Raw genomic sequence first — 25,377 nt, 5'->3', positions numbered from 1 at the left:
CGAGTCTGTTTCATGCTGTATGAGATAAAAATAGTCCATTTCCTATCATGTCAAAGTTTTACCGGACAGCAATAATAAAGAATGCACACTCGCTTTTTTCTGCCGTGCTTCTGCTTCGTTATATTGCTTCCGCTTGTTGGATTGCTGAATCAGGTTCGTAATACAGACTGTAAAAATCGGAAACATCATCATACCCAGAGCTGCCAACAATACGGAAAGTACTCTTCCGGTAGTCGTCACGGCGACAATATTTGTCCCGACAGTAGTCACGTCCATAAAAGCCCACCACAAAGCGTCCCCATACCCATTAACCAACGGGTTCACTTTATGCTCAAGCACAAAAAAGCAGGGCTAGAAAAATAAACCGTCGCCACCAACATAGTCAGATAAGACACCAACAGGCTCGAAGCCCGGTTGTAAGTGAGCCATCCTCCACAATGGCAAGCGCATATCCGCCTCTCAGCAAAGGAATGAAACGAAGCAGGTACGTGATTTCGGGCGAGAATGTCCAACCCTAATAAGCAATAATGTTCTGATACGGAATAGCTACGAACAGAAAGATGAAATGTGTACACAGATAGCGCCCCTTGTGTTTCGACAAAAGAATTCCAACACAAAATCGAAAAGAAACCAAAGACAAATCCATAACCGGTTTTTCATGTATGACGATTGTGTATAAAAGTCAGAAAGTTATTCTTTTATCCAAATCTAATTTTTCATTATTTTTGGTGTAGGAAACTCAAAAGTCGGATAAAGCTCATTGATACATATCTCATCAGTTCAGTCATGCCTTTCTTTTGGCAGACCGCTTTTTACGGAGGCCTTTACACATTGAGAACACCGAATGGACTCTTCTCTGTATGGAGTCAAGATTGCGGTCCGGCCTTTATCTCATTGCTTTTCTCTCTGCAGACTTCGGTAGCCAATGTGATGCCGGGGCTTCGGTGGAAAAACTTCGCAAACTCCTGCATCCTGTCGGCACAAGTGCCGAATCATCTATACCGTGCTCTACGCGGCAGAGAGCCGCCTCGGATGGGACACCATTCTTCAATATGCCCAATTTGCGGAATTTATTAAGATTGTGCCTGCCGAATTCTATTATCTCGGTTCGGCACACACACTTTGAGGTGCGGGCAAGTATCATCAGCATGATGCTGGCATCGAGTCTGTGACGAATATTTCCTTTGTCTGATCTTCTAAAATCCGGAACGGATGAGGAAAATTCCTTCAGTTTGTACAAAATACTGTCTGGTGAACCGAATTTATTTACTACTTTTGTGATATGACTGTGCGCGTCCACTACAATCGAAAGCACTTGGTCGAGTGGCTTGATTTGATTCATAACTATTTGATTTGCAACTATAAAGTTACGAAAAATCTACCATTCGACCTATTTATTAGACTGATTATTCTATTGAAAATCAAAGAAATGGATATCATCGGAAGCATATTATCCAACCATCAAATCACTCCATGAATTATGAACAGTGGAAGCAAAAAGCACTCTAACCACCCTAGGAAGCACTCCCTATAAAATAACAACATTTTTGAATGAGCAACGAAATCCTAAATGAAAGATCCGTGATTATTTGGCGAAAATTTATTTCAAAGTTATTGCGGTATTAAAAAATATACTTATCTTTGCACCCGAAAACGAGAAAGGTGCCATAGCTCAGTTGGTAGAGCAAAGGACTGAAAATCCTTGTGTCCCCGGTTCGATTCCTGGTGGCACCACGCAAGTAAAAGTTAAATCGCTAATTCTTACAGAGTTGGCGATTTTTCTTTTAGTCACTATCGCCCGTAGTCACTATAATAGTCACTATCTAAATCGCTATAAACCACGATAAATCGGCTTGATTAAACTGTATTAAAAAGTAGCGTTTAATTCTAAACCCAATTAAATTCTACATTAAATTCTCTGCAAAATAATAGTGACTATCGTCGTGGTGCGCTGAGATAGTCACTACTTCATTCTTACATTGTAAGTCGGGTGCCGGACTGACGGTCGTCGATGTCATCGTAGCGGGAACGGTTGCCGACTTCGTACTCGCGCTTGTAGCCGGATGAGCCGGAACTGACATTGAGGGAAGATAGTGCGTTGGCAAGATTGAATGTGAACACTTGCGAGATTTCCGGGGAGTAGTCCTGTGGACGGGAAGGGAGAATACGGACTCCGGCTTTGGACTGGGTATTCTGCTTTATCCTCTCTTTAACCGCCTCGGCATCCTTTCGAGTAAGATGCAGCATGGCTATTGACATCAGGAAGTCTTGTCTTGCTTGTTCATCGGCATGTAGAGAGCGGAACTTGGCTTCCTCCTCCGAAGTTAATTCGATCAAAGGCATATAGCCGTCAGTCAAGATAGCGCGGAGGCAATAGTTGCCGTTTCTATGTTTGACAACGGCCATGCCTTTTATTCTCTCTTGATGGTTGTGTATCGGATAGCGCATAAGATATTCGGTCAGTATCTCCTTGGAGAACATCGTGGCCGCTATTGTCAGGCCTACATCTTCGCGCTCGTCATCCTTTACGCCGTTATACCATGCGTACTGCCTCGGTGAGATTGGCTTGCGGTACGTCGGACCGTCTTTGACATTGATGAGCATATAGTTCCCTCTGCTGTCTTTGCCCACCTTGACAGTGAACAGGTCGCGGTACACGTCAAGCGGTGATGGTTTCCTTTGTGGCTTGATGACGAAGTCTATCAGCTCCGACAGTTTCATCACCTTACTGCCGTCGAAGGCAATCTTTTCGGCATGGTCGATTATACTGTAGCCTCTCACCCTGCCGCCCTTGTCCTTCTGGAAACTGATGTCTATGCCAAACTTTGTCTTGAGAACATCAATGAGAGTCTGTATGCGTTGACAGTTCTCCTCGCTCAACGGTTTGCCGTGGTTGTCAAGTATTTTGCGGATGTCGGTGTTCAGTTTTGCTTTTACCGGCTTTCGCTTCTTACCTTTTGACACTTTGACATTATCGACATTTTGACATTTTCCCTCGGCTATCTCGCTCTTGTATTTCCGGATTATGGAGCGGAGCTGCGTAGCGCGGTCTTTGCGCTTGGGGCTGTTTTTGGTGATTCGATTGAGGATGTCACCGATGGCGATATTCCCGGCGTCGCCTCCACACTTGAACAGTCGGTAGCCGTCGAGCGATTTCTCTATCTTGTAGCCGTGAGTCTTGACGATATTGGCAAACTGCCCCTCCGTTTCATAGTCGTAACAGAGAATCCGGTCAATATCTTTTTTGATGTCAGGAGATAGTATGCGGTTGGCGCACTCGTTAAGCCTGCGCCTGTCCTGATGGTCAGATATGGCATAACCGTTTGGCTTTATTCTCGTCGAGAGAATATGCACATGGTTGTTGCCGGTATCGTGGTGGGCGTAAACAAAATACGGCTGACGGGCATAACCCATACCCTCCATAAGTTCATGCGCAAAGTAGGTAAGTTCTTCAGGCGACATGGCGCGTCCGTTCACAGATGCTGACACATGGAACTGGAAACGAGTCGTCTTTGTGTTGCCGTAAGTCTTAGAGTTTTCCTTCAGATACCTTTCGACTTCAGCCGAGGCATCAAGGCCGAAGCGGTGCAGCGTCTCTACATTGTGGCGCAACGCTTCGCTGACGTTCTCCATCGCCATAAGGGTTGCCACGCCATCAGCAATCTTCTTCTCGTTATATCGAGCGCCGGGGAAACCGCCGCCGGACACATCGTTGAGCTTCTTGACTATCATTTTCCTGATATTATCATGTTATAGAGGTATGTCAGCATCTGTTGGATTTTATCTGTACCCTCGCAAAACTGACCGAGGGGAAGAAGATCAGCCGCCCGCAACGAGTAAGGATTCATTTTCTGCTGTTCGTTGATGTGCTTTGCAACCTGATTGGTGTTGGTGCCGGTTCTTTCGATGAGCTTGATAGCGGACTTGATCAAAGCAATCATACGGGGATTGTCTCGGTCAGCCATCGGCTGCTCTTCATATTTGAGTGTGGCACAACGTACAAACGCACTCAGATTACCGTCGGTGTATCGGTCGGCTCTTGACTGCATTTCTGCGTGGGTCTGCGAATCGACACGTATTTTTATAGTAATGGATTTTTTATCGGACATAGAGATTAACTTTTTAAGATATTATGGTTTGATAAATTGGTGGATTGAATATCTAATACAATGAAGGCTGTGTGACTTGATGACTTGGTATAATGATTGCTTGATAATTTGATGAACTGATACCTTGATGATATAATATCTTAGTGACTCGATTGTCTGATTATCCAATGCTCCATTACCCGATGACTTATTGTCCAATGGCTCATTATCATATTATCCAATGTGACGATGACCGATAAACCGAAGTATCACGGTTCATGATAAATGTGTTGCTTGATAATATATCAACCGCAGACTTTCAGTTCTTCATCATTCATTTTTCAGTCTATCATCGTTCACGGGCAATGTATCATTAGACAAAAGACTGCGAGTTTCGAGCGGGATTGACCCTCACCTCGGGGGAGGCGGGATAGCCGTTGTGGACACAATCGGCATATCTTGCAAAGCAAGGTTTATACTCCAAATCAGGCGTGAGCAACCGGGGTATCTCAGTCAGTTCGACCTCGGTCGAAAATGTCATAATGTCAAAAGTTCATAGTGTCAGCGCATGGGTCATATTTTGCGATAGCAACCGTGGGACTTTTTCTTCACGAATCCTCGGCCTCCGTCTCTTAGGAATCTCTTGACCGAAGATTCCGAGATTCCGAGTTGCAGGGCTTCCCGGACAGCTTCTGCCGTGGTGAACGAATCCCTGAGGTTTCCGAGTAACTCGGTGAACCGGTTGTCAAGGATACCGGTTTCAATCTCCGGTGCAATCCGGCTCTCCATGTTTCTGAAATATTCGGTGAGCCTGATGGCGAGTTCGGCAGTTCCCGGTTCAATTTTATCCATGCCCGATTCTCCACAGATGCAGTGCATAATCTGTATGACCAGACAGAAGCGGACCAGATAAGTTTCCAGTTTGCCGCACAACGCCCTGACAGCATCTGAATCCGTTTCAGCATAAGCCTTGTTATTGACCTCGTCTTTCCATTGAATTACGCGGAGCTTTGCCTCTTGGGAAAACAGTAGCTCTATTGAGGTTGCTTTTCCCTCTTGGTCTGTTGAAGGAGTGACGGTTATTACCCTTCGGATAATTCGTTCCCATTCTTCAAGAACGCCGTCCGGCATGGCGGTGTCGTTCCACGACAGCATCTCGTCAATTTCGGGATAGACTTTCAGGAATCGGGATGAAAAGCCATTCATCATTCGCTTGCCGCCGAACTGTTCGCCCAGACGACCGGGCTGTGTAGTGCCAATAATAGAACAATAGGGATTGGCTAGGAAGATATGCTCGTTGTTTGACTTTCGGCTGTACTTGAAAGGCGTACCGCTGAACAGACTGAGAAAGTAGCCCTCGTCCGAACCGTTGTAGCGGTTGAAATTGGAAAGAAGGCTGTCTATCTCATCCTTGTAAATCAGCACTCCGCGCGGATTGTCGCGCAACGCCCCGATAAGAGCCTCTACAGTGGAGTCAACCACTACATGGCATTTTCGCTGAGGCATCTTCATTTCTTCAGGTAGAGAATGTTTCTCACGCTGCTTTGCCGACATGCGTTCCCATCGGCGGTAGGTTTCCATCTCCTTGCAGTAGATCATGTCATACTCTCCGTCGAGTTTGAGAAGAGGTGCGACCGCCTGTTGCAATGGAGGTGTCTTGCCACAGCTCGGCGAGCCGACAAGCACCATGTAGATTATCGGTCGGCTTACCCATCCTGTCATGAAGCGGACTGACCAAGTGTTGCCCATAGCAGCCGCGAATACTGTAAGGAATGAAGCCGAAGTGAAATCGACATTATAGTTCTCATACTCCTCAAGAGCCTCTATTATGTCGCGGATTGCTTTCGGAAATATCTCCAAAGGGAAAGAAGGAGTTTCGGCAGTTTTACCGGAATCGCTGGTAAAGGCAATGCTATCCTCCTCGATCAATCCACATCCGGCTTCCAACGGAAAGCGTGGATGGTTGTAATAGCCATTCGCTTTCATGATGCTCAGATATTGATGTTACGTTGTCCGAGGGCTTTGCGTACCTCATATTCCGGGTACATAATCTTGTTGCCGGTCTTGACAGGTTTGAGGATACCTTTATTTGCCCAGTGCCAGAGTGTGGCATCGCATACGCCAAAGAGTTCCTTTACCTCGGCTTTGGTGAGCATACGTTCTTTCTTGGCTGCCTCGACCATCGAGCCGAGTTCATCCTTTGCGCGGCGGATCAAGTCCTCCGAAAATGCTTTGAGGTCTTCGGCGTTCATCTCTACCTTGACATGGGCCCGACCCTCATTGAGCATATCTAATAAATCTTGCATTTTTATTTTGATTGCCGACATTGTTCGACGCTTCTACTGGCGGCATAAGACAGAAACGCCACCGCTCCGAAATGGAACGATGGCGCAAAAGTATAGCGGAATTTCCTGAAATAAGAAGAATTAGCTGTTCGTTCAGTTCGCGAACTACAGAACGAATCAAACGAATTGAAAAGAGGCTATTTCAGTCTACTCCATCTGGGTCAATTCGTAAAACATCGGTCTTTATAGAGTCAATAGCGAAGCGATGTTCTGGCTCGTCTTTGATAAATCGCTTACGATTGGGAGATAAATCTTGTAGCGTGTTTACGCTCTTCTGCACCTGACGCTCGCCGACGATTTTGCATTCAGGGAATGTGGCGGATAATATCTCGACAAATCGTTTGACAGGTGTTGACGGATCCAGCTCGCCAGACTCGACAAGTGCGACATATAAGTGCGCTATGTCAACGCCACGGATATGTGTTTCTATCCATTTGCCAATGCGCTTAACAATCTCACTGCCGTGAGATGCCAAAAGGGAAAGAAGGTCATGAGATAATTCTGCGTTCTCTGTAATTTTAGCAGTCGGTTTAGACTCATCAATACCCTCCAACGCCCAATCAGCCAAATTGCCGTTATCTACACTCATGCGATAATCAAGAAACTCCTTCAAATCCTTGCGCGAGCGTCGTTTATCCTCTACCTCCCTTGCAAGAAATGTCTTCATGAACTTTGCAAGCTGCCACTGGTACTGTTTGTTGTCAATCGACTCTGCCGCTTCCTCAATATTATCTATCATCATTTCAGAAGAGCGTCCATATTTGAGCCATGCGGCAAATGGCAACCGGTATTTAGCCCATTCGCTCCCTTCTGCCTGTTCGCCAAATATCTTCTCAGCAAAATCCGACTCTTGAAGAATCTTCAAAAGCTCATCCAAGTCCAGATTGTCAAGGTCAATCATATTCTCCAATCGCTTCTGAAACTCCGGCGACGAAAGAAATGCTGCTGCACCCAACAAAAACACCTCCAGCGAGTCCGCTTCGCCCATCGCCGCAGCAAACTCGCCATATTCCTGCGGATGCTCCTCCATCCACATCTTCAAATCAATCTTTCCATCCTGACTGCCTAAGTTATCTTGCTGATTTTTCATAGTGAAATTTCTAATTCATAAAGTAATAACGCGCAAAGGTCAAAAAAAGATAATAGTACTTTGAACAAAAACAGCGACAGCGTATAAGCCGCACCAAGCAACGCTGTATCCTCGCTCCAGCCTCCTGCCATACAACTCACAATTGCCAAGATGAGAAGCACAAGCCATGCTATCCAAAATTGTTTATCGGTCAGTTTCATATTTGTTCAATGAGTTTTCGGGATAAATTTCATTATCATAATGTTTGACACCGTGAACACAATCAATGCACCGATAACGGCACAAAAACTTGCAACAGCCATAGTTTCTAAATCACCGGACTTATTATGGAACCATAGGAAACCTTGATATTGATTAGCCCATATAGTCGAAAACATCAGATTAGAGCAGCCAATAAATAAAGAAACAATGTCGTTGGAATACCTAAATATCGCATATCCCAATATCAGTTGGAATATTGGCAAAGCCATACAAACGTAGGCTCCCCAGCTATAGAATGCTGCACAATACAGAATTTGAATATACGTAGCGCCACAAACGATGAAGATTGGAATTATAGCCTTATAATTGCCTTGGTTGCCTTTTATCAACAATGCCAAACTTACAAGAATGGCTAAAAATAACGCGATTACCAACGATATTTTCATACTGATTTCATCAGCATTAGCTTTGGGAACTACGTATAACATTATTATTGCTTCTATAAGAAGCAATCCGACCATATATTAGGTTATTTTGCCACCGCTTCATATTACTTTCTATAAAACTGTAAATTTATAAAAATCTGAATCAAATAAACTAATAAGAAAACCAAAACTACATCAAAAATGGCTATGACGTAAATCTCACCTGCTCCACTAAATAGATACAGTGAAATAAAATATGGTATAAAGTTTATGGGATTCTCTGTATGGAACATCACATACAATAAGAAAGGGTAAAGAAAGAGAGTCAACGAAGAATATATCTTATAAGCAATAGGACGAGTTCTGATAGCTTTATAGTAAAATATCAGTATCATTATCGCAAAAATAATACGTCCATAGAGATAAGAAATATGAAGAACATTATGAGATATATCATCAATACCCGCATCCGGCAGTATCGGGGATAGAAATAGCATCAATAAAAATATATTGCTGTCCGGTAAAAAACGACAAAATCATATATTCTCTACAAATATAATAAGTTACACCTGTTTTACGAAAAAGGGCTTGTCATTTGAGGCGATGTGAAATTGGTAGCATTAAGCATCAAAAAGCCCTTAAAAGACATCTATACGAGTCTGTTTCATGCTGTATGAGATAAAAATAGTCCATTTCCTATCATGTCAAAGTTTTACCGGACAGCAATAATAAAAATACCACTACGATTAAGTATGGTATATATTTGAATATAACGGAGCAGTTGTTCATAACTGAAAGAATTTCAGATTTCTATTTATCATTTAGTTGGCTATTAAAATCAGAAAAACCGCAAAAACAAGGAAGCCGATAAAACCATTTGCAAGGTTGTTGTCGGCATGGTCCATGTTGCTGAAATCGTCCGAACCATAACGTATTTGCCTGTATGATACTTTCCGCCCTCGACGGAACAGTCGCAAACATCCATACCGAAGCCCGGCTCCGATATGTCTAATCGCCGAGCCGAACCATGAACGGATAAATATTTCAGCAATCAATTCCATTAAAGTTTCCATTATTTCACACCATATTTGGATTTGAAAGCCTCTTCCTCAATAAAGTTTTCAAGCAACGCATGGCACGCATCGTTTTCAGTAAGATGATTGCTCAATGTTTTTGCCGATCCTCTGTCATCGATATAAACAAGTTTATATGTGTCTCCATCTCGCATTACCACCACACAGTCGGGTTTGCTGGTTGTATCAAATCCAAATCGACACGATTCAATTCCCATAACTTTAAGATATTGTGCCACCGATGCTTGGTCTAATTTCTGTGACAACATCGGCTGTTCCCAATACCGTTCAAGTTTATCATTCAGTATGTCGCATACTTTACCAACTGATACAAAAGTGTTCACAATTCCGGTGTTTTTCCCACCTCCGGTCAAGTAATCCGCCCTTATGATTTTAGCACTTCCTGTTTTTGTTATGACAAACATCTCAACACGCAGAAAAGGAATAATTTCATACTTCATCCTTGCCGGTATCAGATATTCGAGACGGTCATCAAATATCCTTGCAAGCGGTTTGCGCATCGCGATCAATATCAGCCAACCTATCCCGACAATCACCCCGAAAGAGAAGAATATCATTCCCATATAACCGATAAATTTATCTATACCAGAACGAGGATCGTTTGTCATAAAGAACCCACCAACAACAAACAACAAGCTGATCAGCGTAAAACCAATCACTCGCCATATACTTGGGTATATATCAATTCGATTATTCATTCAAAACCTACGGTTAATGCTTTAACGGTATAATTCCACCCCATGACATATACGAACCACATCAGAGCGATATTTATAAAAAGAATTACAAGCAAAGCAGGTCCGACCTCTTTATACTTATTCCTGAACGCATAGACTACATTTGCCGTCTGTGCGAATATCAGCAATATATTTGCGACCAACAGACACCAGTTAATCTTGGTCGTCCCTCCCGCAAAAAGAACAGCGAAAGAAAAGAAGAACGTAATCGCAAAAAATACTACAATTATCCATTTCGCCCGATAAATAAGTTTCATTGCCCGCCTCCTTTCTTATTATTCCTGACAGATTTTATTGGAGCCGGTCTAACAGCTTCGTTTGGCATTACGTTTTCAAGCATGTCCCTGACGGTCTGCTGAACTTTGATTTTTAGATATACCGATTCTTGTCGGTTATGGTCGATGGTTTTCAGATACAACGTATTGTTGTCATGCCAGAAAATAGTGCGAAGTCCGGATTCATCGCCCTGACAATAAGGCTCTTCACCACTGTATTGAAGGCTCTTGTATGACTCAAATTCATATATGAAGTTTCCATCGCGACGAAAGAACCTCAAATCCAAAGGCCAGTCGCAATCATAGCCGACCTGCGACACATAAATCCCATTGGCGTTTACCGCCGTGGGACAAGCCGCGCGACAGATATATTTACCGTTCTCAGAATCAAACCACCATATTGCATCGTCATGCGGCGATTCAGGGATAATGAAACCATATAATTTCAGTGCAGGCAGAAATGTTAGCCATCGTTTGTTAAAACCAAAATCCGGGTTATCATAAATAGCATATATTTCTTGTTGCCAAGCAGAATCAAGGCGTTCAAATTTAGCTTGCGACTCCTTCAACACCATAGAGACAATATCATTATCGGCAATGGAATCAGCCGTAATGACATTATAGCGCGAACACTCTTTTTCAGCTTTAACATATTCTGTTTCGCTTATTTTCTCCACAGAGAAAACTGTTTGTGCGGGCGCAACAGAAGCATACGCCATCACAATAAGCAATATCCAAAATCGTTTATCGGTCAGCTTCATTACCACCACGGATTTTTATATGTTGCACGGCTGTCGCCGCTTTCGGGTTCGACAATATCAAGGTCTTTCCATTGCATAAAATTATCCCATTCCGGAGACGAGTATTTGGGATTGACAACAATCTCTCCGGCTCCTATATCAAAATCAAAGCGGAATGGCAAACGGTTATCGCCCCACATACAACGCTTGACGACCGCAGGATTCTTATAACTCCGCCATGTGCCTACATAAGAACGGTTCATATATCCGTCGCCGTCCTGATCTATATTGTTAACCTGTATTACTCCGGGAGCATCTTCAGTGACATAGCCATACGCACCCATTACACCCCGAAACTCTCCGCTACCTTTTTGCGTAACATCTTCTTTTAGAGTATAATCCGCGATTATCAAATAGCAATCGGGAGAGTCGATGTCACGCTCATATTTGTGATAGATTTTCTTGATTTTGACTTCACCTGTGAAATCGCAGACATTCTTCTTAACCTTTGTCCGGCCTTTTACGACGTATGTTACCGAATCCGACTTAACAGCATCGGGATAGAAATAGACCTCTATCCGCCTGAAATCATTGCCAAGCACTCCGTTTACAGGTGTATCAATTTTGTCTCTCCAATAAGAGTAAGAGTATGTCTTTAGAAAGTCCGGTTCCAATCGAAGTTTCCCCTCAATGAATAGCTGAGTACAGTCCTCAAATAACTGACCCTCAATTGGTGTCATATAGGTTTCATATAAATCACTATAATCCACTCGGTCAAGGTCGAGCGCATTATTGTCTATCCAATAATATACTGCACCAAGTGCATCACGCTCAATCTTGAGCGGACTTGTGTCAGTCTGCACAGAATCTATATGACTTTGCGCCCATAAGTTATTGGAGAGAGCAAAGCCTACACACAAAACCAATATTTTAGAGAGAGTAGCCATACGCAAAGTTACAAAGAATAATTGACATTAGGTGTGACAAATGTCCCAAACGAGTATGAAAATCAGCGCAGAGATTAGCCGTTACATAATCATTCAGCACCGACAGGTCAATCCTCGGCATGAAGTCGTTAAGCCGTGCATATTTCGGGTGTTGTTTCGTCTTATCCTCAGTTGTTCTTGTTGATTAGGTTGACGATGACTTTTACCATTGTGTCCTTTTCCTCAGTGCGGCTTTCGGCTATCATCAGGGTGAGGGCAACGAGTGTGTTGTCGGCGATGCGTTTGGTGCCGTCTCCGTTGTAGAGAATGCCGTTGCCGTTGAGAAACCACAGGAATAGAGTTGCGGCAATGCGTTTGTTGCCGTCGCTGAATGAGTGGTTTTTGGTAACAAGGTACAGGAGCATGGCAGCTTTTTCCTCCACTGAGGGATATAGGTCAACGCCACCGAAGGTCTGGTAAATCTGACCAATGGAGCTTTTGAAGGAATCGTCCTTTTCGTTGCCGAACAATGTGCTGCCACCGAATTTCTCATGTAACTCGCGGATGACTTCCATGGCGTTTTCGTAAGTGGCATGAAACGACTCTTTACCGGTGGTGTCCTCGATCTTCAGTTCCTGATAGTCGTAGCGGTCAAGAGTGTCGAGGGCGTATGTGTAATCGACAACAACATCGAGCAATGAACGGCTGTCCTCCGTAAGCCTTTCCTGATTTTGGATTGTGCGGCCGAGCACTTTTATCAACTGACTAAGCTCGTCATATTTCTGTGCAGCTATCCGCTCGTTTATGGCATAGCCTTGAAGAAGATACTGCTTCAATATCTTATTAGCCCAGATGCGGAATTGAGTACCACGTTTGGATTTAACGCGATAGCCAACAGAGATAATAACATCAAGGCTGTAAACCTGAGTCGGTTTGTACTTCGACAGAGTATTATGCAAAATTTGCATATTACTCTCTTTCTCCAGCTCGCCTTCCTTGAAAACATTAGAGATGTGGCGGGCAATAACTGACTGATCTTTGTCAAAGAGTTCGGCCATCTGCCCTTGGCTCAGCCATACGGTATCATTCTGAACTGTCACATCAATCGACATATTTCCGTCCGGCGCCTGATAGATTACGAGTTGTGAATTATTTGTTTCCATATTCAAAATTACAATTTATATTTTGATTTGTAGCTGTTTCCGAGTAATAATAGTCAAAATACTTCGGATTTTGCGCCATTAGCGATTGCGTCTATCTCGTCGGCGATTTCGTCCGAGGAGAGTTTGATATAGTCCATAAAGGTCTTTTGTGTCTTGTGGCCGCTGACGTGCATCATCTGGACTATGGAGTATTTGTGGGTTAGGTACATGTTGGTGATTCCGCTACGGCGTGCTGTGTGGGTTGTCACGCACTTGTAGCGAGGCATTATCACCTCTCCCTTTTCGTTGTGCTCGACAACGAGTTTGCCGTCCTCCACCAGTTTCTTCTGCTTTTGAGTAAGTTTGGTTACTACCATCTTGGCTAAGTCGGGCACTTTATCGGACAACTCCTTCAGAATCTCCTTTATGTAGCGGTTGAGTATCACGTCAACAACATAAGGGAGATTGTAGTTGTATTTTTCGCATATAGCCTTTAGGTTGGGATTCATTATAGGAATCTTTACCTCGTTGCGGGTTTTCTTCTGAATGAGGCGTATTACCGGTGTTCCTTTGGCAGTAGTGGTGAAACAATCCTTGTCAATGTCGTTGTAATCGCTCACGCGTTGACAGGTGTAGCACCCGACAAGAAATATATCGCGCACCTCTTCCTGCTTGCCTGATAGTGGCATTTCATACAATGCCTGAAGTTCCGCATCGGTAAGGTAGATTTCGATAGCCTTGTCTTTCTCTTCAATTTTCTTTTTTGCGAAATATTGCAGGGCGCGGTCATTGTCGTGTATTCCGTCGGCATAGGCATAGCTGATGATTGCGCGGAGATCGACCAGATATTTATTCTGCGCAGTCACCATATAATCTTTCTTCTCCATAAAATTCAGGAATTTGGTGACGAATGCACGGTCTACATCATGCCATGTGTAGCGATGCTTTCTGTCAAACAAGTCATACAGCTTCCTAAAGCTATTCCATGCCTTCACAGTGCCGGGCGCATATCTATCATGACCATTAAGCCTGGCACCGCTCTTGATTTCATTGCAAAATCGGTCTATGAAGTTCCATATTTTGGCGCGTTCAGCATCGATGCCCTCTTTTATCAGACGCTCCTGCTCTTCCTTTATGCGTTCTTCCTCGCGTTGCCGTTCCTCCTCTTCACGCTTAGCTTTCATTATGGCTTCTGCTTTCTTCGGATTGGCGATAGAGAGGATTTCGGCCTCAACATGTGACTTATCGAAAGACATGCCCTCGACTTCCGACTTCACTACCAGTTCAATCCTATTGAGTGAGTCGTGTAGATTGAAGTTCGCCCTTTGATGTCGCATCCATTTTTCAGGACACGACAAAGCCTCTTTCCACTCCGCAACATTCACACGTATCTGAGAGGAAAAGAGCGTATCGACTTTGTGTTTCTTGTTCTGCACCCTAAAGAAAAGAGTTGCGATTTCGTTCTTCTCGTCCTGCTTGCGGATGAAGAACCGGGAAAGAGATTTTGCCATAGAATCCAAGGTTCGATTCCCTTATGAATCGGACACTGCAAAGTTAGTGACTTTTCTTGAATAGTCACTATAATTTCTAAAACAGCCGCTATCCGCCTAAATTGAGAATTGTTTAATTCGGCTTAATATCAGTATATTAGTATATATTTGAATTTAATCCGATTGATAATAATTTAACATTTATATTGCTGGTGGCACCACTTAGAAGAAAAGCAAAAGACAGTAAAATCCTGATTTCCAAACGAAATCGGGATTTTTTGTTTCCCGGTGGAACGCAAAAAACGGCAGAATATTACCGCCCGTGGTGTTCCAAAAGGAGGAGCAAGAAAGGTGGAGCGCGAATCTCCACCGAACAAGATTATTTCTCTCTGATTTGCAATGTTTTGCGTATCACGAAAGCGTGCATGGTTTCCTACTTTTATCCAACGAAAAAACTGTAGGAACATGAAACGAAACTCATTCAATGTGCTTTTCTTCATCAAGAAAGCCAAACTGCTGAAAAACGGAGAAGCCTCCGTATGTATGCGTATCACCGTGAACGGTGTGCGAGTGGAAAACAATATCCGCAAGAGCATCGAACCAGCCTTGTGGAATCAGGCGAAGGAGTGCGCCAAAGGCAAGAGCCGCAAATCCTGCGACTTGAACGCCTATATTGAGGAGGCAAGAATCAAACTCCATCAGACTTTCAATGAACTAGAGGAACAAGGACAATTCATCACTGCCCGCCTGTTGCAGGAAAAGTTCTTCGGACAAGACCAAGCACCGGAAGTTGTCCGCACACTCATTCAAACCATCCAAGAACATAACGACCAATGCCGTGAACTTGTCGGCAAGGACTATGCCTTGATTACCGTCCGCCGTTATGAGAGTTGCAAGCGTTATCTTGCTGAACTTATCAAACAGAAATACGGCAAGGAGGATTTACCGTTGTCAGAAGTCAATGGAGAACTGGTACGTGCCTTTGAGTTCTATCTCAAAACGGAGAAGGAGTGCCAACAGAATACGGTTATCCGCTACATGAAGTGCTTGAAGAAGATAACCAACCTTGCGCTTGCCAACGAGTGGATTTCCAAAGACCCATTCATCGGCATCAAGTTTCATGAGAAAGAAGTTATCCGCGAGTTCTTGACAATGGACGAACTGCTCACCATTTATCACAAGGAGTTTTCATTAGAGCGTATCACAGTTGTCCGTGATGTTTTCACCTTTGCGGCTTTCACTGGGCTAGCCTTCATAGACGTGCAACAACTGGCACCGGAACATATCGTAGAAGACTCCAACGGCAACCTATGGATTCGCAAACCTCGCCAAAAGACGAAGAATATGTGCAACATTCCTTTGCTTGATATTCCATTGGAGATTCTCCGTAAATATGCGGAACATCCGGCTTGCCAAAAGAAAAACAGATTGCTGCCAGTTCCCTGCAATCAGAAAATGAACAGCTATCTGAAAGAAATTGCAGACTTATGTCTGATAAACAAGACCTTGACCACACACGTAGCCCGCCACTCGTATGCGACCTCTGTATGCCTCGCCAACGGTGTGAGTATTGAGAATGTAGCGAAGATGCTCGGCCATTCCAATATAAAAATGACGCAGCACTATGCACGTGTGTTGGATTCCTCTATTCTGCGCGATATGAATAATGTAAAGAGCGTAATGTTTAAAGTAATGCGATAGATATGGATAGAGGAATAATTTCAATCAGTGAAACGGGTGCAGTCACTATGCCTATTGCATCTGTATGGATGACGCAATTTGAGATTGCCAATTTGCTCGGAGTGTTCTCGTGCGACATTCGCAAGGCGATTCATACGATATATAAGAATAAGGAGTTGAACAAATATGATACGATGAAGTATATAAAGCAATCGGACGGCATCAGTTATGACACTTATAACATTGAAATGATTATAGCCATTGCATTCAGAGTATGCAGTAAAGAAAGTGCATTGTTCAGATGGTTTATAATAAATAAAATCAGCACAACCAAAAGAGAAACATCGATAACATTGTTTGTTTCCTGTGGCAAGGGTAACAACCTATGGTATAGTTGAAGTCCATTCCGTCAGCCACTCGTTACCGATGTCGGATGCAAAGGTAGCGTATGGCTATAACGGCAGAGGCAAGATCGGGCGGCAGAGCCGTTTCGGGCAGAATCCTCCTCAAACAAATTTGAGCGTATTCGGCCCGAAAACCTTGCCACTGCCTGCCACACGCTCTTGGGGCATCCGTGGACGGAAACAAGCGACTGGCGGGAAATCAGAAGATAGAAAGGAATGGCTTACAGACGAAGCAGGGTATTGGTGCTTCATCTGTAAGCCATTCCTCTTTTTGCCGAAGGGTTCCATTGCTCCGCAACCATAGGGCAGACGGCAATCTGCGCTCCTTCAAGAAAATCAGGTTGCAGTCTGTCGGTAGGCGGAGCGGTAGCCGTCATTCAGCATCCTTTCGATGTCGGATTCACGGTAGAGGATTTTGCCGCCCAACTGGATATAGGCGATACGCCCTTCGTTCCGGTAGTCCTGAAGTGTCCGGCGGCTCACCTTCAGCCGTGTCGACACCTCCTTGTCGGTGAAGAAACGCTCACCGCCCAATGTCGGACGGTAGTTGGCGGTCAGATGCTCTACGTTGTCAAGCAGTCGGTCAAGGCTGCCCATGAAGTGGATTATCCACTCGTTGTCCTTGTTAATCAGTTCGTTCATATTACTTTGGATTTAATGGGATTATTGTTATTACTCTATTCAGTTATCATATTGTCCTGCCTTTGAACCTTGCTTCTTTTCTCCTGTCCTCCACGACAGAAATGATACGCTTCACATCTTCGGGACGGTAGTAGGTCTTGTGATTGATTTGGCTGTATGCTAATGTGCCGTTATCCCGAAGCGTCTGCAACGTGCGTGGGCTGATGTTGAGCATCCGGCACACGTCCTGATTGTCCATCCACTCGCTCATTGTCTTTTCCCCATGCCGATGGCAGATGGCATCCATACGGCTGACGAAACGGTCGAACTTGGCGACCATTGCCTCAAAGGTCTTTCTTTCGATTGATACGATTTCCATATTGCCTTTCTTTTAATCGTTACTGTTTCTTTTTCTTTCGGCACAAAGGAATACATTATCCGCTGTCCTGCAATGGATTTTCCGAAAGTGGCAGCATGTTGCGCCGATACGGTGGTCATTGTCCGGGTTACTGCCTGTCGATTCCCCGTAAGCAAGCCTGTGTACCATGATTTCCGCTCCATCTTTTAGGACTGCTGTTATTCCTTTTGCCACAAAGAAAGACATAATCCGATGCCTGACAATGTATATTACTATTACTGGTAGCATGTGGCACAGGGTAGTAGAGGTTGGCACACGTTGTAAGTGGTGCTAATCCCTTTGATTCCGAAAATTAGGAATGCTGCAAGATTGAAAATAAGGGCTTAATTCAAACTTACCCTATATCTTACCTTTATCCGTTCCGCTATTCATATCCGGCAAATCGTAGAAGTCCTCACCGCTGGTCCCATCACCATATTGCAGAACCGCACAAAATTGTCTAAGAGACTCCAAACGCTTGAATGACTGCACTAAAGCACCTTACTTTGCTCCCGATAATCGGTCGAGGTGCTGACCAAGACCACATTCAATAACTTAATCAATTTGTTTTTTACAATGAAAAGAGAACCAAGCATTACAGAGCAGCAGGCTCGTGAAATCGTTGAAAAAATGGGGTACAGGAAATCCGACACCCCAAAGTCAGAGGAAGACTTCTACAGGCGTATCGGTCTGGACCCGGAAGAACTGGAATAGCCCGGCAAAACCGTCACGGAAGAAGCGGAGATGGTTATGGCTGATGAAACGGTAGAAGAAGCGGCAGTACCGCAGAAGCGCATCAGCAGCAAGCAGCGCAGGCTGTCGTTGGAGGAGTACCGCACCACCTATCTCCAAGTCCCCAAGATTATCAACCGCAAACCCGTGTTCATCAGTGAGACGGTACGTGACGAACTGGACAGGGTTGTCCGCTACCTTGGTGGAAAGGGCATGAGCGCATCCGGACTTATCGAGAACCTTGTCCGCCTGCACCTCGATGCCTACCGGAATGACATCGAGCAGTGGCGCAAACTCTGACGGGATTACGGTGGAACCGGTTGAGCCGTTGGATGCACTCCATCGGTTCGACCGATACACAAGGTGAGTTATTACACTCGAAAATCAATCCGACAGGCGGAGGATTCTTGTGTCCTCAAAGACACAGCAAGATATATTTTCAGTTACCCGAATAATTCTAAGTAACTGAAAATCCTTGCACCGCCGTGGGCAGAATTATCCTCCGCAGTCGGATAATTTCGGGGTTCTTTAATCGGAGATTAGACTATGAATGAATCATTAAACTAAAAGAATAAGAAGAATGAAAAAGCAGAGCAAATACGGGAGAAATCCCAAGTTGAACCCGAAAACGCACTGCGTGATGGTGCGTTTCGATGATGAGGAATGGAACAAATTTCTCACAATGTACGAGGAATCACAGTTGTATGCGAAAGCCGTCTTTCTGAAGGCGCATTTCTTCGGGCAGAAGTTCAATGTGCTGAAAGTGGACAAGACGCTGATGGACTATACGACCAAGCTGTCCGACTTCCACGCCCAGTTCCGTGCCATTGGCACGAACTACAACCAAGTCGTGAAAGAATTGCGCATTCATTTCTCGGAGAAAAAGGCGATGGCGTTGCTCTACAAGCTGGAGAAACATACCATCGACCTTGTGAAACTGAGCCGGGAGATCGTGGAGCTTTCAAGGGAGATGTATGCCAAGTGGGAACAACAGAAAGGATTGAAAATATAATTCTTATCATAGAAACGACTTTGTCATTATGCGCAGTCGTTTCTATGTTTCATTTACCTCTTTTTACTTAGTAACCAACACAAAATTGCTACTTTTGTAAAATGATTCAAGAGGAATTCGATTTTTACAGACCATGTAAGCTATTGCAACCTTACGTGAGATATTATTGGGTATTCAAAAGTAACCAGTTTTTGAATACCCTGACTTTTCCTATCGGTTGCCCTCAAATCATCTTCCATAAACAAACACCGTTATATATCCCAGAATTGAATGCTGCACAAGACAAACTTACCATCAGCGGACAAGTTAATTTCTCATCCCATTTGTATGCTGACGGCAATACAGAAATGATAGTGGTTGTATTCCGCCCTCACGCTATGAGTATGTTTCTGAACATGCCGACATCGCTCTTTTACAATCAAGAAGTGTCCGGTTACAGCCTTGAAAACAAGAGTTTGAATGAACTGGCTACACGAATATTCGACTGTGAGGATTATTCTATTTGCATAAGCTATATAGAAAAATGGCTGTTGTCACAAATTGCCGATAATTTAGCTGATACCACACACAGAATTAAAAGGATAGATGCCGCCATACAGCGAATATATATCACTCCGCAAATCTCTGTAAACGAATTATCTTCCATTGCCTGCCTAAGTAAAAAACAGTTTGAGCGGTTGTTTCATTCATTTGTAGGTATTAATCCCAAAGAATATACCCGTATCGTTCGCTTCCAAAAGGCTTTGGCGCAGATGCAGCATCAAGCGGGTAAAGAAATCAATCAAGCACAAATAGCATACACAAGTGGTTATGCTGACCAGTCGCACTTTATCCGAGAGTTCAAGAAGTTCTGCGGATATACGCCCATGTCTTTGCTGAAAATATCAAATCCATATTCCGATTTGTTCACCAATCCCGTATAAATGTCCCATTTGTTCTATCCAGGGTCAAACGCTTCTCCTACTTTTGCCGCCTGATTCATTGAATGAAAATAGCATTAAGTATGAAAGAAGTAAATCCCCAAGAAACCAGCCGGGCATACGCCTTTGAAATGTGGATGAACGCACCTATGCCAATGGTGACGTTCTTTAAGACACTCAACGTGTCACGCCTTGTGAAAATCAGCCGGAAATCGGGCATGAAGTTTAATATGCTGATGTGCTGGTGCATCGGCAAAGCCGCAAGGAGCGTGAAAGAATTTTATCTGCTGCCCATTGGCGGTAAACTGATGCAGTACGATACCATCGCTGTAAACACCATTGTCGCCAACAGAAAAGGCGAGGTAAGTTCGTGTGATATTCCTTTCTGTGATGATTTATCTGTGTTTAATCAACACTATCTGCAACTTACCAAACAAGTGGCTGAAAGTTGCGTCAATCACGACTTGACGGAAAGCATGGTTATCGGAACTTCCGCATTGGCGCAATACGAAATAGACGGTGCTGTCGGTATGTATAGCGGCATTTTTAATAATCCGTTCCTTATTTGGGGCAAATACAAACACCGCCTGCTGAAAACGACGCTTACCGTTTCTTTCCAGTTCCACCACACGCAAATGGACGGGGCGCACGTTTCCCTATTTTTGGACGGGATTCAAAAAGAAATTGATAATCTGAGAATATAAGTTTAGGGAAAACGCTATCTTTGCCTCGGATAGTCAAAAAAAAACTGTATCTAATTGTGTGTCAGATTAGAATAAGAGAGTTTCAATTTTATGGTAACGATTTAGCGACAATGCAAATTCACTGGTATGCTGTGCTTTGCTACATCTAACAACTCTATTGCAAAGGTACACTTTTTTATCCAAACTCCCCAATGATTTACTTTTTTTCGGTGTTTCGAGTGTGATTTTTTGATATACTCGTATTCATATCTTCCGTAAAAGCGGTTCTCTCCGTCGACACACCATCGCACAAAGAGATTTTGGACGAACGTATGCCGACTACCGCATAAGCGGAGAAAAGGGCTTTGCCTCACGCCTAAACAGAAGTTTAGACTGATGATGCAAGGCCCATTTCTTTTGCGCTTATGCCAGAGAGGTGCTTTTACGGGTTTCTGACGATTTTTCTTTTTTGCTGTTCCTTTGAGCCGTAAGCGGAAAGCCGTGTCTGACCGCCCGATCCGTAAATGGAACAAGCCGTCATACACGGCAGGCAAACCGGGAAGAATGATTTTATCCGTCAGACCGGACACGCTCGGCCAGACATATAAAATCATACTTCCTTGCCGGTGGTTTGCCCGGTTTCACGCTTCCGGCAGTGTCCCTTTTCTTTTTGGCATTATCCCTTTTTTACGGATTTCTCTTTTGAAGTTTTCCTGTCCAATCTGCCTCCACTTCCGTTTACCTCCATTTTCGCGTCTTTCAGTGAGCCGCATCAGGCAGTCATTTCCGTTCTGGGCGCAAAGGTAATTCCGGGATTGGACGGGAATGCAAGGTCAAGCCTCCTGTTTTCGGCAAAAATCTCCAGCCCTGCGGGTAGTATTTTTCCCGAAAATACAGCTATAAGATAGGAATAATTTAGGAATAAGCAACTTGCGCACTTTTTGCCACAAGTGAGGTAATGACTTGGCAACGGTCATAAATTCTGCGATGTGCAGTACATTGCTGTCAAACAACTCTATGCAAAGGTAACATATATTTTCGACAAACGAAATGCAATCAGTATTTTATTGCCGTTTCCCTTCCAATTTTCCTAATCGCATTACTATCGAGGTTTGACTTCTGCCCATTTTCTCGGCTATGTATTTTATACTTTTCCCTTCATGATAAAGGGTAAGCAGAAAATTATCCGCACTGCGTGTCCACTTTTTGTTGGCGTTTGGATGCTTGGCATAACTTTCTTCCGTGACTTTTTCCGGATGCAAGAATTCGTCCACGAAAACGGAAGGAAAGCGTCTGTCATACAGTATATAGGTCTTTACTTTAGCTCTGGTAATGGCTACATAAAACAGCCTGCGTTCTTCTCCGTATGGATATTGGTCGCTTTTTGTCAAGACATAATTAAGCACAGGGTCATCGCTTACAAGTGAGGGAAACCCGTATGTGTCCTTGTTGCATTGAAGAATTATCACATAGTCTGCTTCAAGTCCTTTGGATTTATGAACGGTCAGAAACTCTATTTTCCTGTCTCCGATGATATAGAAAAAGCGATTACCCTCTTTCACGAATTTATACATGAACGACAGGTAATAATCGTCAAAGGAATATCTCCCTAACAAAAAGACTGATTTGTCTAATGGAATTGACGCGACCAATTGTCCGATAACATTGCAATAATCTCGTCTTTCATAATCGCAAAACTGTAATTCTGTTTTAACTTGTGGGTTAAAAGGATGGATGTTCTTTTTAATTTGGGCTTCGTTGCGTTGGATAAATTGCGAGGACAGGCTGACTAAAGGCTCTCCAAACCGATATGTTGTTTCAATCTTATTGATTTCTGTCTGGCCGAAGTAATCTGAAAACTGATTGAAAAGTGCCATGTCGCTCCCCGAAAAACGATAGATGGACTGCCAGTCATCGCCCACACAATACAACTTGGCGGGTGGATTTCCCTCTCGCAATACTTTTAAGAAGTTGTAACGGTCAACTGATATGTCTTGAAACTCATCCACAATGATATAATCATACTTCACAGGATGGGAGGAACGACAAATGTCGGTAGCTTGCAGAATTGCATCCGTAAAATCTATTTGGTTGATGTTCGCCAATTCTTCAATATACCGTTTATAAACGGGCTGAAAGATGTTTTTGATAATGAACGTACTGCGTTCGTCCCCTGCGTTTTTAGTTTGCCTTAATACTTCATCTACAGATTTGCAACTTGACTTTATCAATGTCACGAAAGTCACGACAAGGCGGATAAAAGCCTTCTCATGCTTGCTGTTCGGGGGAAGAACCATATCGTATAATTCTGCATCTGTTTTCTCTTGGATGGAAACATCAGCCTTTTCCAATAAGGTTTTCAACTTCTCCCGAATATCGGAATAATGAAAGTCTGCACTTGAAGTTGTCAACAGCTTAGTGCCGAATTTCTCATGTGCCGCTTTTTTCCATGTTATGCCATCGTTGTACTTTTGGTTTGCTTCTTCATAGGTAATGCCTCTGTCTTTGGCAAACCATATAGGAACAAGCCCATGCTCGTCCACTCCAAAATGCTCTAAATATATTCGCTTTGTTTCTCCACCTTGTTCAAAATAAATGGAAAAATCCGGTTTGTATTGAGAGTGCATCTCGTCTACCAATGGATGCTCGTATGGCTCTTCATATCTGAATTTTACGCTAAGGGAAGATAGCGCAAAGCATATTTTCTGCTCTTGTTCACTCCGTACATAAACAGTTTTTCCGTCCATATCGGGAAACGTTGCTTTCAAACGCACCTCTTTTTGCTCTGAAAGTTGTTGCCTACGCTCATTCTTCCGCTTTTCCCACTCCTTTTCGGGCGTTTGATAATCAATGAAGTATTCTATTACGCTTTTCTTGAATTTCTTGTCGTTCAATAATTCATGGTAGATTTTCACGAAGAGCGCGTCCGTATTTTCATATATTGATGGCTTTTGTCCTGTTGTCTGTCCGATAATGTCAAGGGCAAGTTTGTGAAAAGTGTACCCTCGCAAACCAGCAATACCCATTCTTTCTGTTAATTCAGCGGCAGCCTTGTTTGTGTAGCTGATAAGGAGAATATTTTGAGGGTTGATTTTCTTTATTTCAGTCAAATACTTTACTTTCCCTACGATGGATGAAGTCTTTCCACTCCCTGCACTACTGACTACTAAACAATTTTCTTCTTCTGAAACGATTGAGCGTCTTTGTTGCTTGTCTAACGGATATTTTAGGCAATGGTCGAAAAACTCTTTATGCGTGTCAAGTAGAAATGTAATGATTCCCTCATTATGTTGTTTTACAAGTCTATTGATAGCCCCAAAGTCACTGATAAATTTGGATATGGTTTCAGATGGAGTGATATTAAAGGCTTCAAGTTTCTTAACAAGTGAATATGCTTCTTGAAAATGCGGCTTATAATGATTGACAAAATCTTTTTCTTGCGTTGCAGATATTATCTTCCCTGAAAAAGTGCTATTAAGGTCGGACGGAATATCAATAAATGCTCCGTTGTTTAATGCCGACAATCTTTCTCTTGCTTGCTCATAATTGGATTTATTGCTATAAGAAGATATGTGGTTTAACTTTTCAGAAAGTTCCTTGGACTTATTTTTTAGGCGTGTTCTTGTTATAGCTATATAACAAATTGAAATAGTTATAATACAAATTACCCCAATAAACAATGCCTGCATACTAAAAGAAAGATTTGCCGTTGATAAAGTTTACATTGTATAAAAGGTTAACGTGCCATGAAGGCACGCTAACTTTCTATTCTATTAAAAGACGGGAGTTACAGTAAAAAGCTATCCTCCCTAAAATAATCTATTATATCTTCATCAGAAGTTGCTTCATCTACAGCTTTCAAGATTTTTGCAAAGTTCTCAAACTTATCAACTTCATAACCGCCACAAGTTGTAAACTCTTTATCGCAAAAGAAAATCATTTCTCCCGGAATGGTCATTGAGCCTGCGCCATTAAGACTCCTAAATCTATGACTTACCGCCCAACCTGTAAATTCACCTTTGTGATATTTTGCAACATTTTCTTTTAGAGAAACAAGTTGTTCTGAAAGTTTCTTGGTATATTTATCCAAATCAGATTTGGCTTCTTCTTTCTCTTTTTTTGCCCGCGCATATTCTCCACGAGAGTATTGAGAAGAATATCCATTAGGAGCAAAAATATCCATAGAAGATTCTGCGGATTCGACTTTCATTTTACATCTGTTTATTTTAGACATCAAATCTTTGATGTCCTCACTAATTTTCATAATAGGTTCAATAGTAGTTACATCAATGAACATACGGGGCTGACTAAAAAGTCCCCACCGAAAAAAAAGTTCTCTCTATCCGCTGATATGAGAGAACTTTTATGTATATTT

27 protein-coding genes, 1 tRNA gene and 2 pseudogenes are annotated in these 25,377 nt (G+C 43.2%); 9 read left to right on the top strand and 21 right to left on the bottom strand.

The features are described 5' to 3' along the window. Positions 1 to 45: 45 nt before the first annotated feature. Positions 46 to 681, bottom strand: a pseudogene (locus NSB03_RS15710) (potassium channel family protein); the annotation flags it as partial. 205 nt (positions 682 to 886) lie between these two features. Continuing rightward, positions 887 to 1,342 (bottom strand): transposase family protein, encoded by a 456-nt coding sequence (locus NSB03_RS15705; protein ID WP_024988668.1) that lies wholly within the window; start codon positions 1,340 to 1,342, stop codon positions 887 to 889. Positions 1,343 to 1,661: 319 nt separating this feature from the next. On the opposite strand from NSB03_RS15705, the gene NSB03_RS15700 reads away from it, so the two are divergent. Beyond that, positions 1,662 to 1,734, top strand: a tRNA-Phe gene (locus NSB03_RS15700). Positions 1,735 to 1,974: 240 nt separating this feature from the next. Here NSB03_RS15700 and NSB03_RS15695 read toward each other — a convergent pair. The 14 genes from NSB03_RS15695 to NSB03_RS15630 form a co-directional block, all read right to left on the bottom strand. Beyond that, a complete protein-coding gene (locus NSB03_RS15695) occupies positions 1,975 to 3,732 on the bottom strand; it encodes a relaxase/mobilization nuclease domain-containing protein (protein ID WP_148332541.1) in 1,758 nt (585 codons plus the stop codon). Next, positions 3,729 to 4,109, bottom strand: coding sequence for a hypothetical protein (locus NSB03_RS15690; RefSeq protein WP_024988672.1), 381 nt, complete (start codon positions 4,107 to 4,109; stop codon positions 3,729 to 3,731). The genes NSB03_RS15695 and NSB03_RS15690 overlap by 4 nt, the downstream gene beginning before the upstream one ends. 552 nt (positions 4,110 to 4,661) lie before the next feature. Continuing rightward, the gene (locus NSB03_RS15685) at positions 4,662 to 6,074 is read right to left on the bottom strand and encodes a DUF3987 domain-containing protein (RefSeq protein ID WP_148332539.1); all 1,413 of its coding nucleotides are present in this window, start codon (positions 6,072 to 6,074) and stop codon (positions 4,662 to 4,664) included. Positions 6,075 to 6,079: 5 nt separating this feature from the next. Continuing rightward, complete coding sequence (locus tag NSB03_RS15680; RefSeq protein ID WP_306816295.1) at positions 6,080 to 6,376, bottom strand: helix-turn-helix domain-containing protein; 297 nt, start codon at positions 6,374 to 6,376, stop codon at positions 6,080 to 6,082. A gap of 199 nt (positions 6,377 to 6,575) precedes the next feature. Further along, positions 6,576 to 7,523, bottom strand: coding sequence for a DUF6043 family protein (locus NSB03_RS15675; protein ID WP_024988676.1), 948 nt, complete (start codon positions 7,521 to 7,523; stop codon positions 6,576 to 6,578). Then, complete coding sequence (locus NSB03_RS15670; RefSeq protein WP_024988677.1) at positions 7,520 to 7,723, bottom strand: hypothetical protein; 204 nt, start codon at positions 7,721 to 7,723, stop codon at positions 7,520 to 7,522. The genes NSB03_RS15675 and NSB03_RS15670 overlap by 4 nt, the downstream gene beginning before the upstream one ends. A 6-nt stretch (positions 7,724 to 7,729) precedes the next feature. Continuing rightward, positions 7,730 to 8,245, bottom strand: a complete 516-nt coding sequence (locus tag NSB03_RS15665; RefSeq protein WP_024988678.1) for a hypothetical protein — start codon at positions 8,243 to 8,245, stop codon at positions 7,730 to 7,732. Between the two features lie 725 nt (positions 8,246 to 8,970). Continuing rightward, entirely contained in the window at positions 8,971 to 9,222 is a 252-nt protein-coding gene (locus NSB03_RS15660) for a hypothetical protein (RefSeq protein ID WP_024988404.1), read from the bottom strand. After that, positions 9,222 to 9,941 (bottom strand): hypothetical protein, encoded by a 720-nt coding sequence (locus NSB03_RS15655; RefSeq protein ID WP_128824466.1) that lies wholly within the window; start codon positions 9,939 to 9,941, stop codon positions 9,222 to 9,224. The genes NSB03_RS15660 and NSB03_RS15655 overlap by 1 nt, the downstream gene beginning before the upstream one ends. Next, positions 9,938 to 10,237 (bottom strand): hypothetical protein, encoded by a 300-nt coding sequence (locus tag NSB03_RS15650; protein ID WP_024988406.1) that lies wholly within the window; start codon positions 10,235 to 10,237, stop codon positions 9,938 to 9,940. Before NSB03_RS15650 ends, NSB03_RS15655 begins: the two co-directional genes overlap by 4 nt. Then, positions 10,234 to 11,016, bottom strand: coding sequence for a hypothetical protein (locus tag NSB03_RS15645; RefSeq protein WP_024988407.1), 783 nt, complete (start codon positions 11,014 to 11,016; stop codon positions 10,234 to 10,236). Before NSB03_RS15645 ends, NSB03_RS15650 begins: the two co-directional genes overlap by 4 nt. Beyond that, positions 11,016 to 11,942: a hypothetical protein gene (locus NSB03_RS15640; RefSeq protein WP_128824467.1), complete on the bottom strand. Its 927-nt coding sequence runs from the start codon at positions 11,940 to 11,942 to the stop codon at positions 11,016 to 11,018. The genes NSB03_RS15645 and NSB03_RS15640 overlap by 1 nt, the downstream gene beginning before the upstream one ends. Before the next feature lie 167 nt (positions 11,943 to 12,109). Next, the gene (locus NSB03_RS15635) at positions 12,110 to 13,084 is read right to left on the bottom strand and encodes a virulence RhuM family protein/type II toxin-antitoxin system death-on-curing family toxin (protein WP_107032244.1); all 975 of its coding nucleotides are present in this window, start codon (positions 13,082 to 13,084) and stop codon (positions 12,110 to 12,112) included. A gap of 53 nt (positions 13,085 to 13,137) precedes the next feature. Continuing rightward, positions 13,138 to 14,574: a tyrosine-type recombinase/integrase gene (locus NSB03_RS15630; RefSeq protein WP_024988409.1), complete on the bottom strand. Its 1,437-nt coding sequence runs from the start codon at positions 14,572 to 14,574 to the stop codon at positions 13,138 to 13,140. A 444-nt stretch (positions 14,575 to 15,018) separates the two neighbouring features. Between NSB03_RS15630 and NSB03_RS15625 the strand changes: the two genes are divergently transcribed. Genes NSB03_RS15625 through NSB03_RS15615 form a run of 3 tightly spaced genes read left to right on the top strand, consistent with a single transcriptional unit; the run spans position 15,019 to position 16,941 of the window. After that, on the top strand, positions 15,019 to 16,254 hold the full coding sequence (locus tag NSB03_RS15625; protein ID WP_148332535.1) for a site-specific integrase: 1,236 nt from the start codon (positions 15,019 to 15,021) through the stop codon (positions 16,252 to 16,254). A 2-nt stretch (positions 16,255 to 16,256) separates the two neighbouring features. Beyond that, a complete protein-coding gene (locus NSB03_RS15620) occupies positions 16,257 to 16,631 on the top strand; it encodes a virulence RhuM family protein (RefSeq protein WP_024988411.1) in 375 nt (124 codons plus the stop codon). Then, the gene (locus NSB03_RS15615; protein ID WP_162222228.1) at positions 16,600 to 16,941 is read left to right on the top strand and encodes a hypothetical protein; all 342 of its coding nucleotides are present in this window, start codon (positions 16,600 to 16,602) and stop codon (positions 16,939 to 16,941) included. Before NSB03_RS15620 ends, NSB03_RS15615 begins: the two co-directional genes overlap by 32 nt. 32 nt (positions 16,942 to 16,973) lie before the next feature. Here NSB03_RS15615 and NSB03_RS15610 read toward each other — a convergent pair whose 3' ends face one another. From NSB03_RS15610 to NSB03_RS15600, 3 genes are read right to left on the bottom strand one after another with little or no spacing between them, the layout of a single operon-like run. Further along, on the bottom strand, positions 16,974 to 17,279 hold the full coding sequence (locus NSB03_RS15610) for a helix-turn-helix domain-containing protein (RefSeq protein ID WP_024988412.1): 306 nt from the start codon (positions 17,277 to 17,279) through the stop codon (positions 16,974 to 16,976). Positions 17,280 to 17,325: 46 nt separating this feature from the next. Further along, positions 17,326 to 17,637, bottom strand: a complete 312-nt coding sequence (locus tag NSB03_RS15605) for a helix-turn-helix domain-containing protein (RefSeq protein WP_024988413.1) — start codon at positions 17,635 to 17,637, stop codon at positions 17,326 to 17,328. A 12-nt stretch (positions 17,638 to 17,649) separates the two neighbouring features. After that, positions 17,650 to 17,850, bottom strand: a complete 201-nt coding sequence (locus tag NSB03_RS15600; RefSeq protein ID WP_128824471.1) for a hypothetical protein — start codon at positions 17,848 to 17,850, stop codon at positions 17,650 to 17,652. Between the two features lie 381 nt (positions 17,851 to 18,231). On the opposite strand from NSB03_RS15600, the pseudogene NSB03_RS15595 reads away from it, so the two are divergent. The 5 genes and pseudogenes from NSB03_RS15595 (at position 18,232) to NSB03_RS15575 (ending at position 21,023) form a co-directional block, all read left to right on the top strand. Next, positions 18,232 to 18,687, top strand: a pseudogene (locus NSB03_RS15595) (DUF3408 domain-containing protein). Further along, positions 18,672 to 18,842 (top strand): hypothetical protein, encoded by a 171-nt coding sequence (locus tag NSB03_RS15590; RefSeq protein WP_228767230.1) that lies wholly within the window; start codon positions 18,672 to 18,674, stop codon positions 18,840 to 18,842. Before NSB03_RS15595 ends, NSB03_RS15590 begins: the two are co-directional and overlap by 16 nt. A 125-nt stretch (positions 18,843 to 18,967) precedes the next feature. Continuing rightward, positions 18,968 to 19,399 (top strand): conjugal transfer protein MobA, encoded by a 432-nt coding sequence (gene mobA, locus NSB03_RS15585; protein ID WP_024988414.1) that lies wholly within the window; start codon positions 18,968 to 18,970, stop codon positions 19,397 to 19,399. A gap of 101 nt (positions 19,400 to 19,500) precedes the next feature. Continuing rightward, entirely contained in the window at positions 19,501 to 20,322 is an 822-nt protein-coding gene (locus NSB03_RS15580) for a helix-turn-helix transcriptional regulator (RefSeq protein ID WP_024988415.1), read from the top strand. A gap of 80 nt (positions 20,323 to 20,402) precedes the next feature. After that, the gene (locus NSB03_RS15575) at positions 20,403 to 21,023 is read left to right on the top strand and encodes a CatA-like O-acetyltransferase, family 2 (protein ID WP_024988416.1); all 621 of its coding nucleotides are present in this window, start codon (positions 20,403 to 20,405) and stop codon (positions 21,021 to 21,023) included. Between the two features lie 1,043 nt (positions 21,024 to 22,066). Here NSB03_RS15575 and NSB03_RS15570 read toward each other — a convergent pair. Then, positions 22,067 to 24,691 carry a UvrD-helicase domain-containing protein gene (locus tag NSB03_RS15570; RefSeq protein ID WP_104404209.1) on the bottom strand — a complete coding sequence of 875 codons (2,625 nt, stop codon included), beginning with the start codon at positions 24,689 to 24,691 and terminating at the stop codon, positions 22,067 to 22,069. 98 nt (positions 24,692 to 24,789) lie between these two features. Then, positions 24,790 to 25,212, bottom strand: a complete 423-nt coding sequence (locus NSB03_RS15565) for a hypothetical protein (protein ID WP_257466498.1) — start codon at positions 25,210 to 25,212, stop codon at positions 24,790 to 24,792. Between the last annotated feature and the right edge of the window lie 165 nt (positions 25,213 to 25,377).

Source organism: Bacteroides acidifaciens (assembly GCF_024623065.1).
In the GTDB taxonomy this organism is placed as follows: Bacteria; Bacteroidota; Bacteroidia; order Bacteroidales; family Bacteroidaceae; genus Bacteroides; species Bacteroides acidifaciens.
This window is presented reverse-complemented; position numbering and strand designations above follow the sequence as displayed.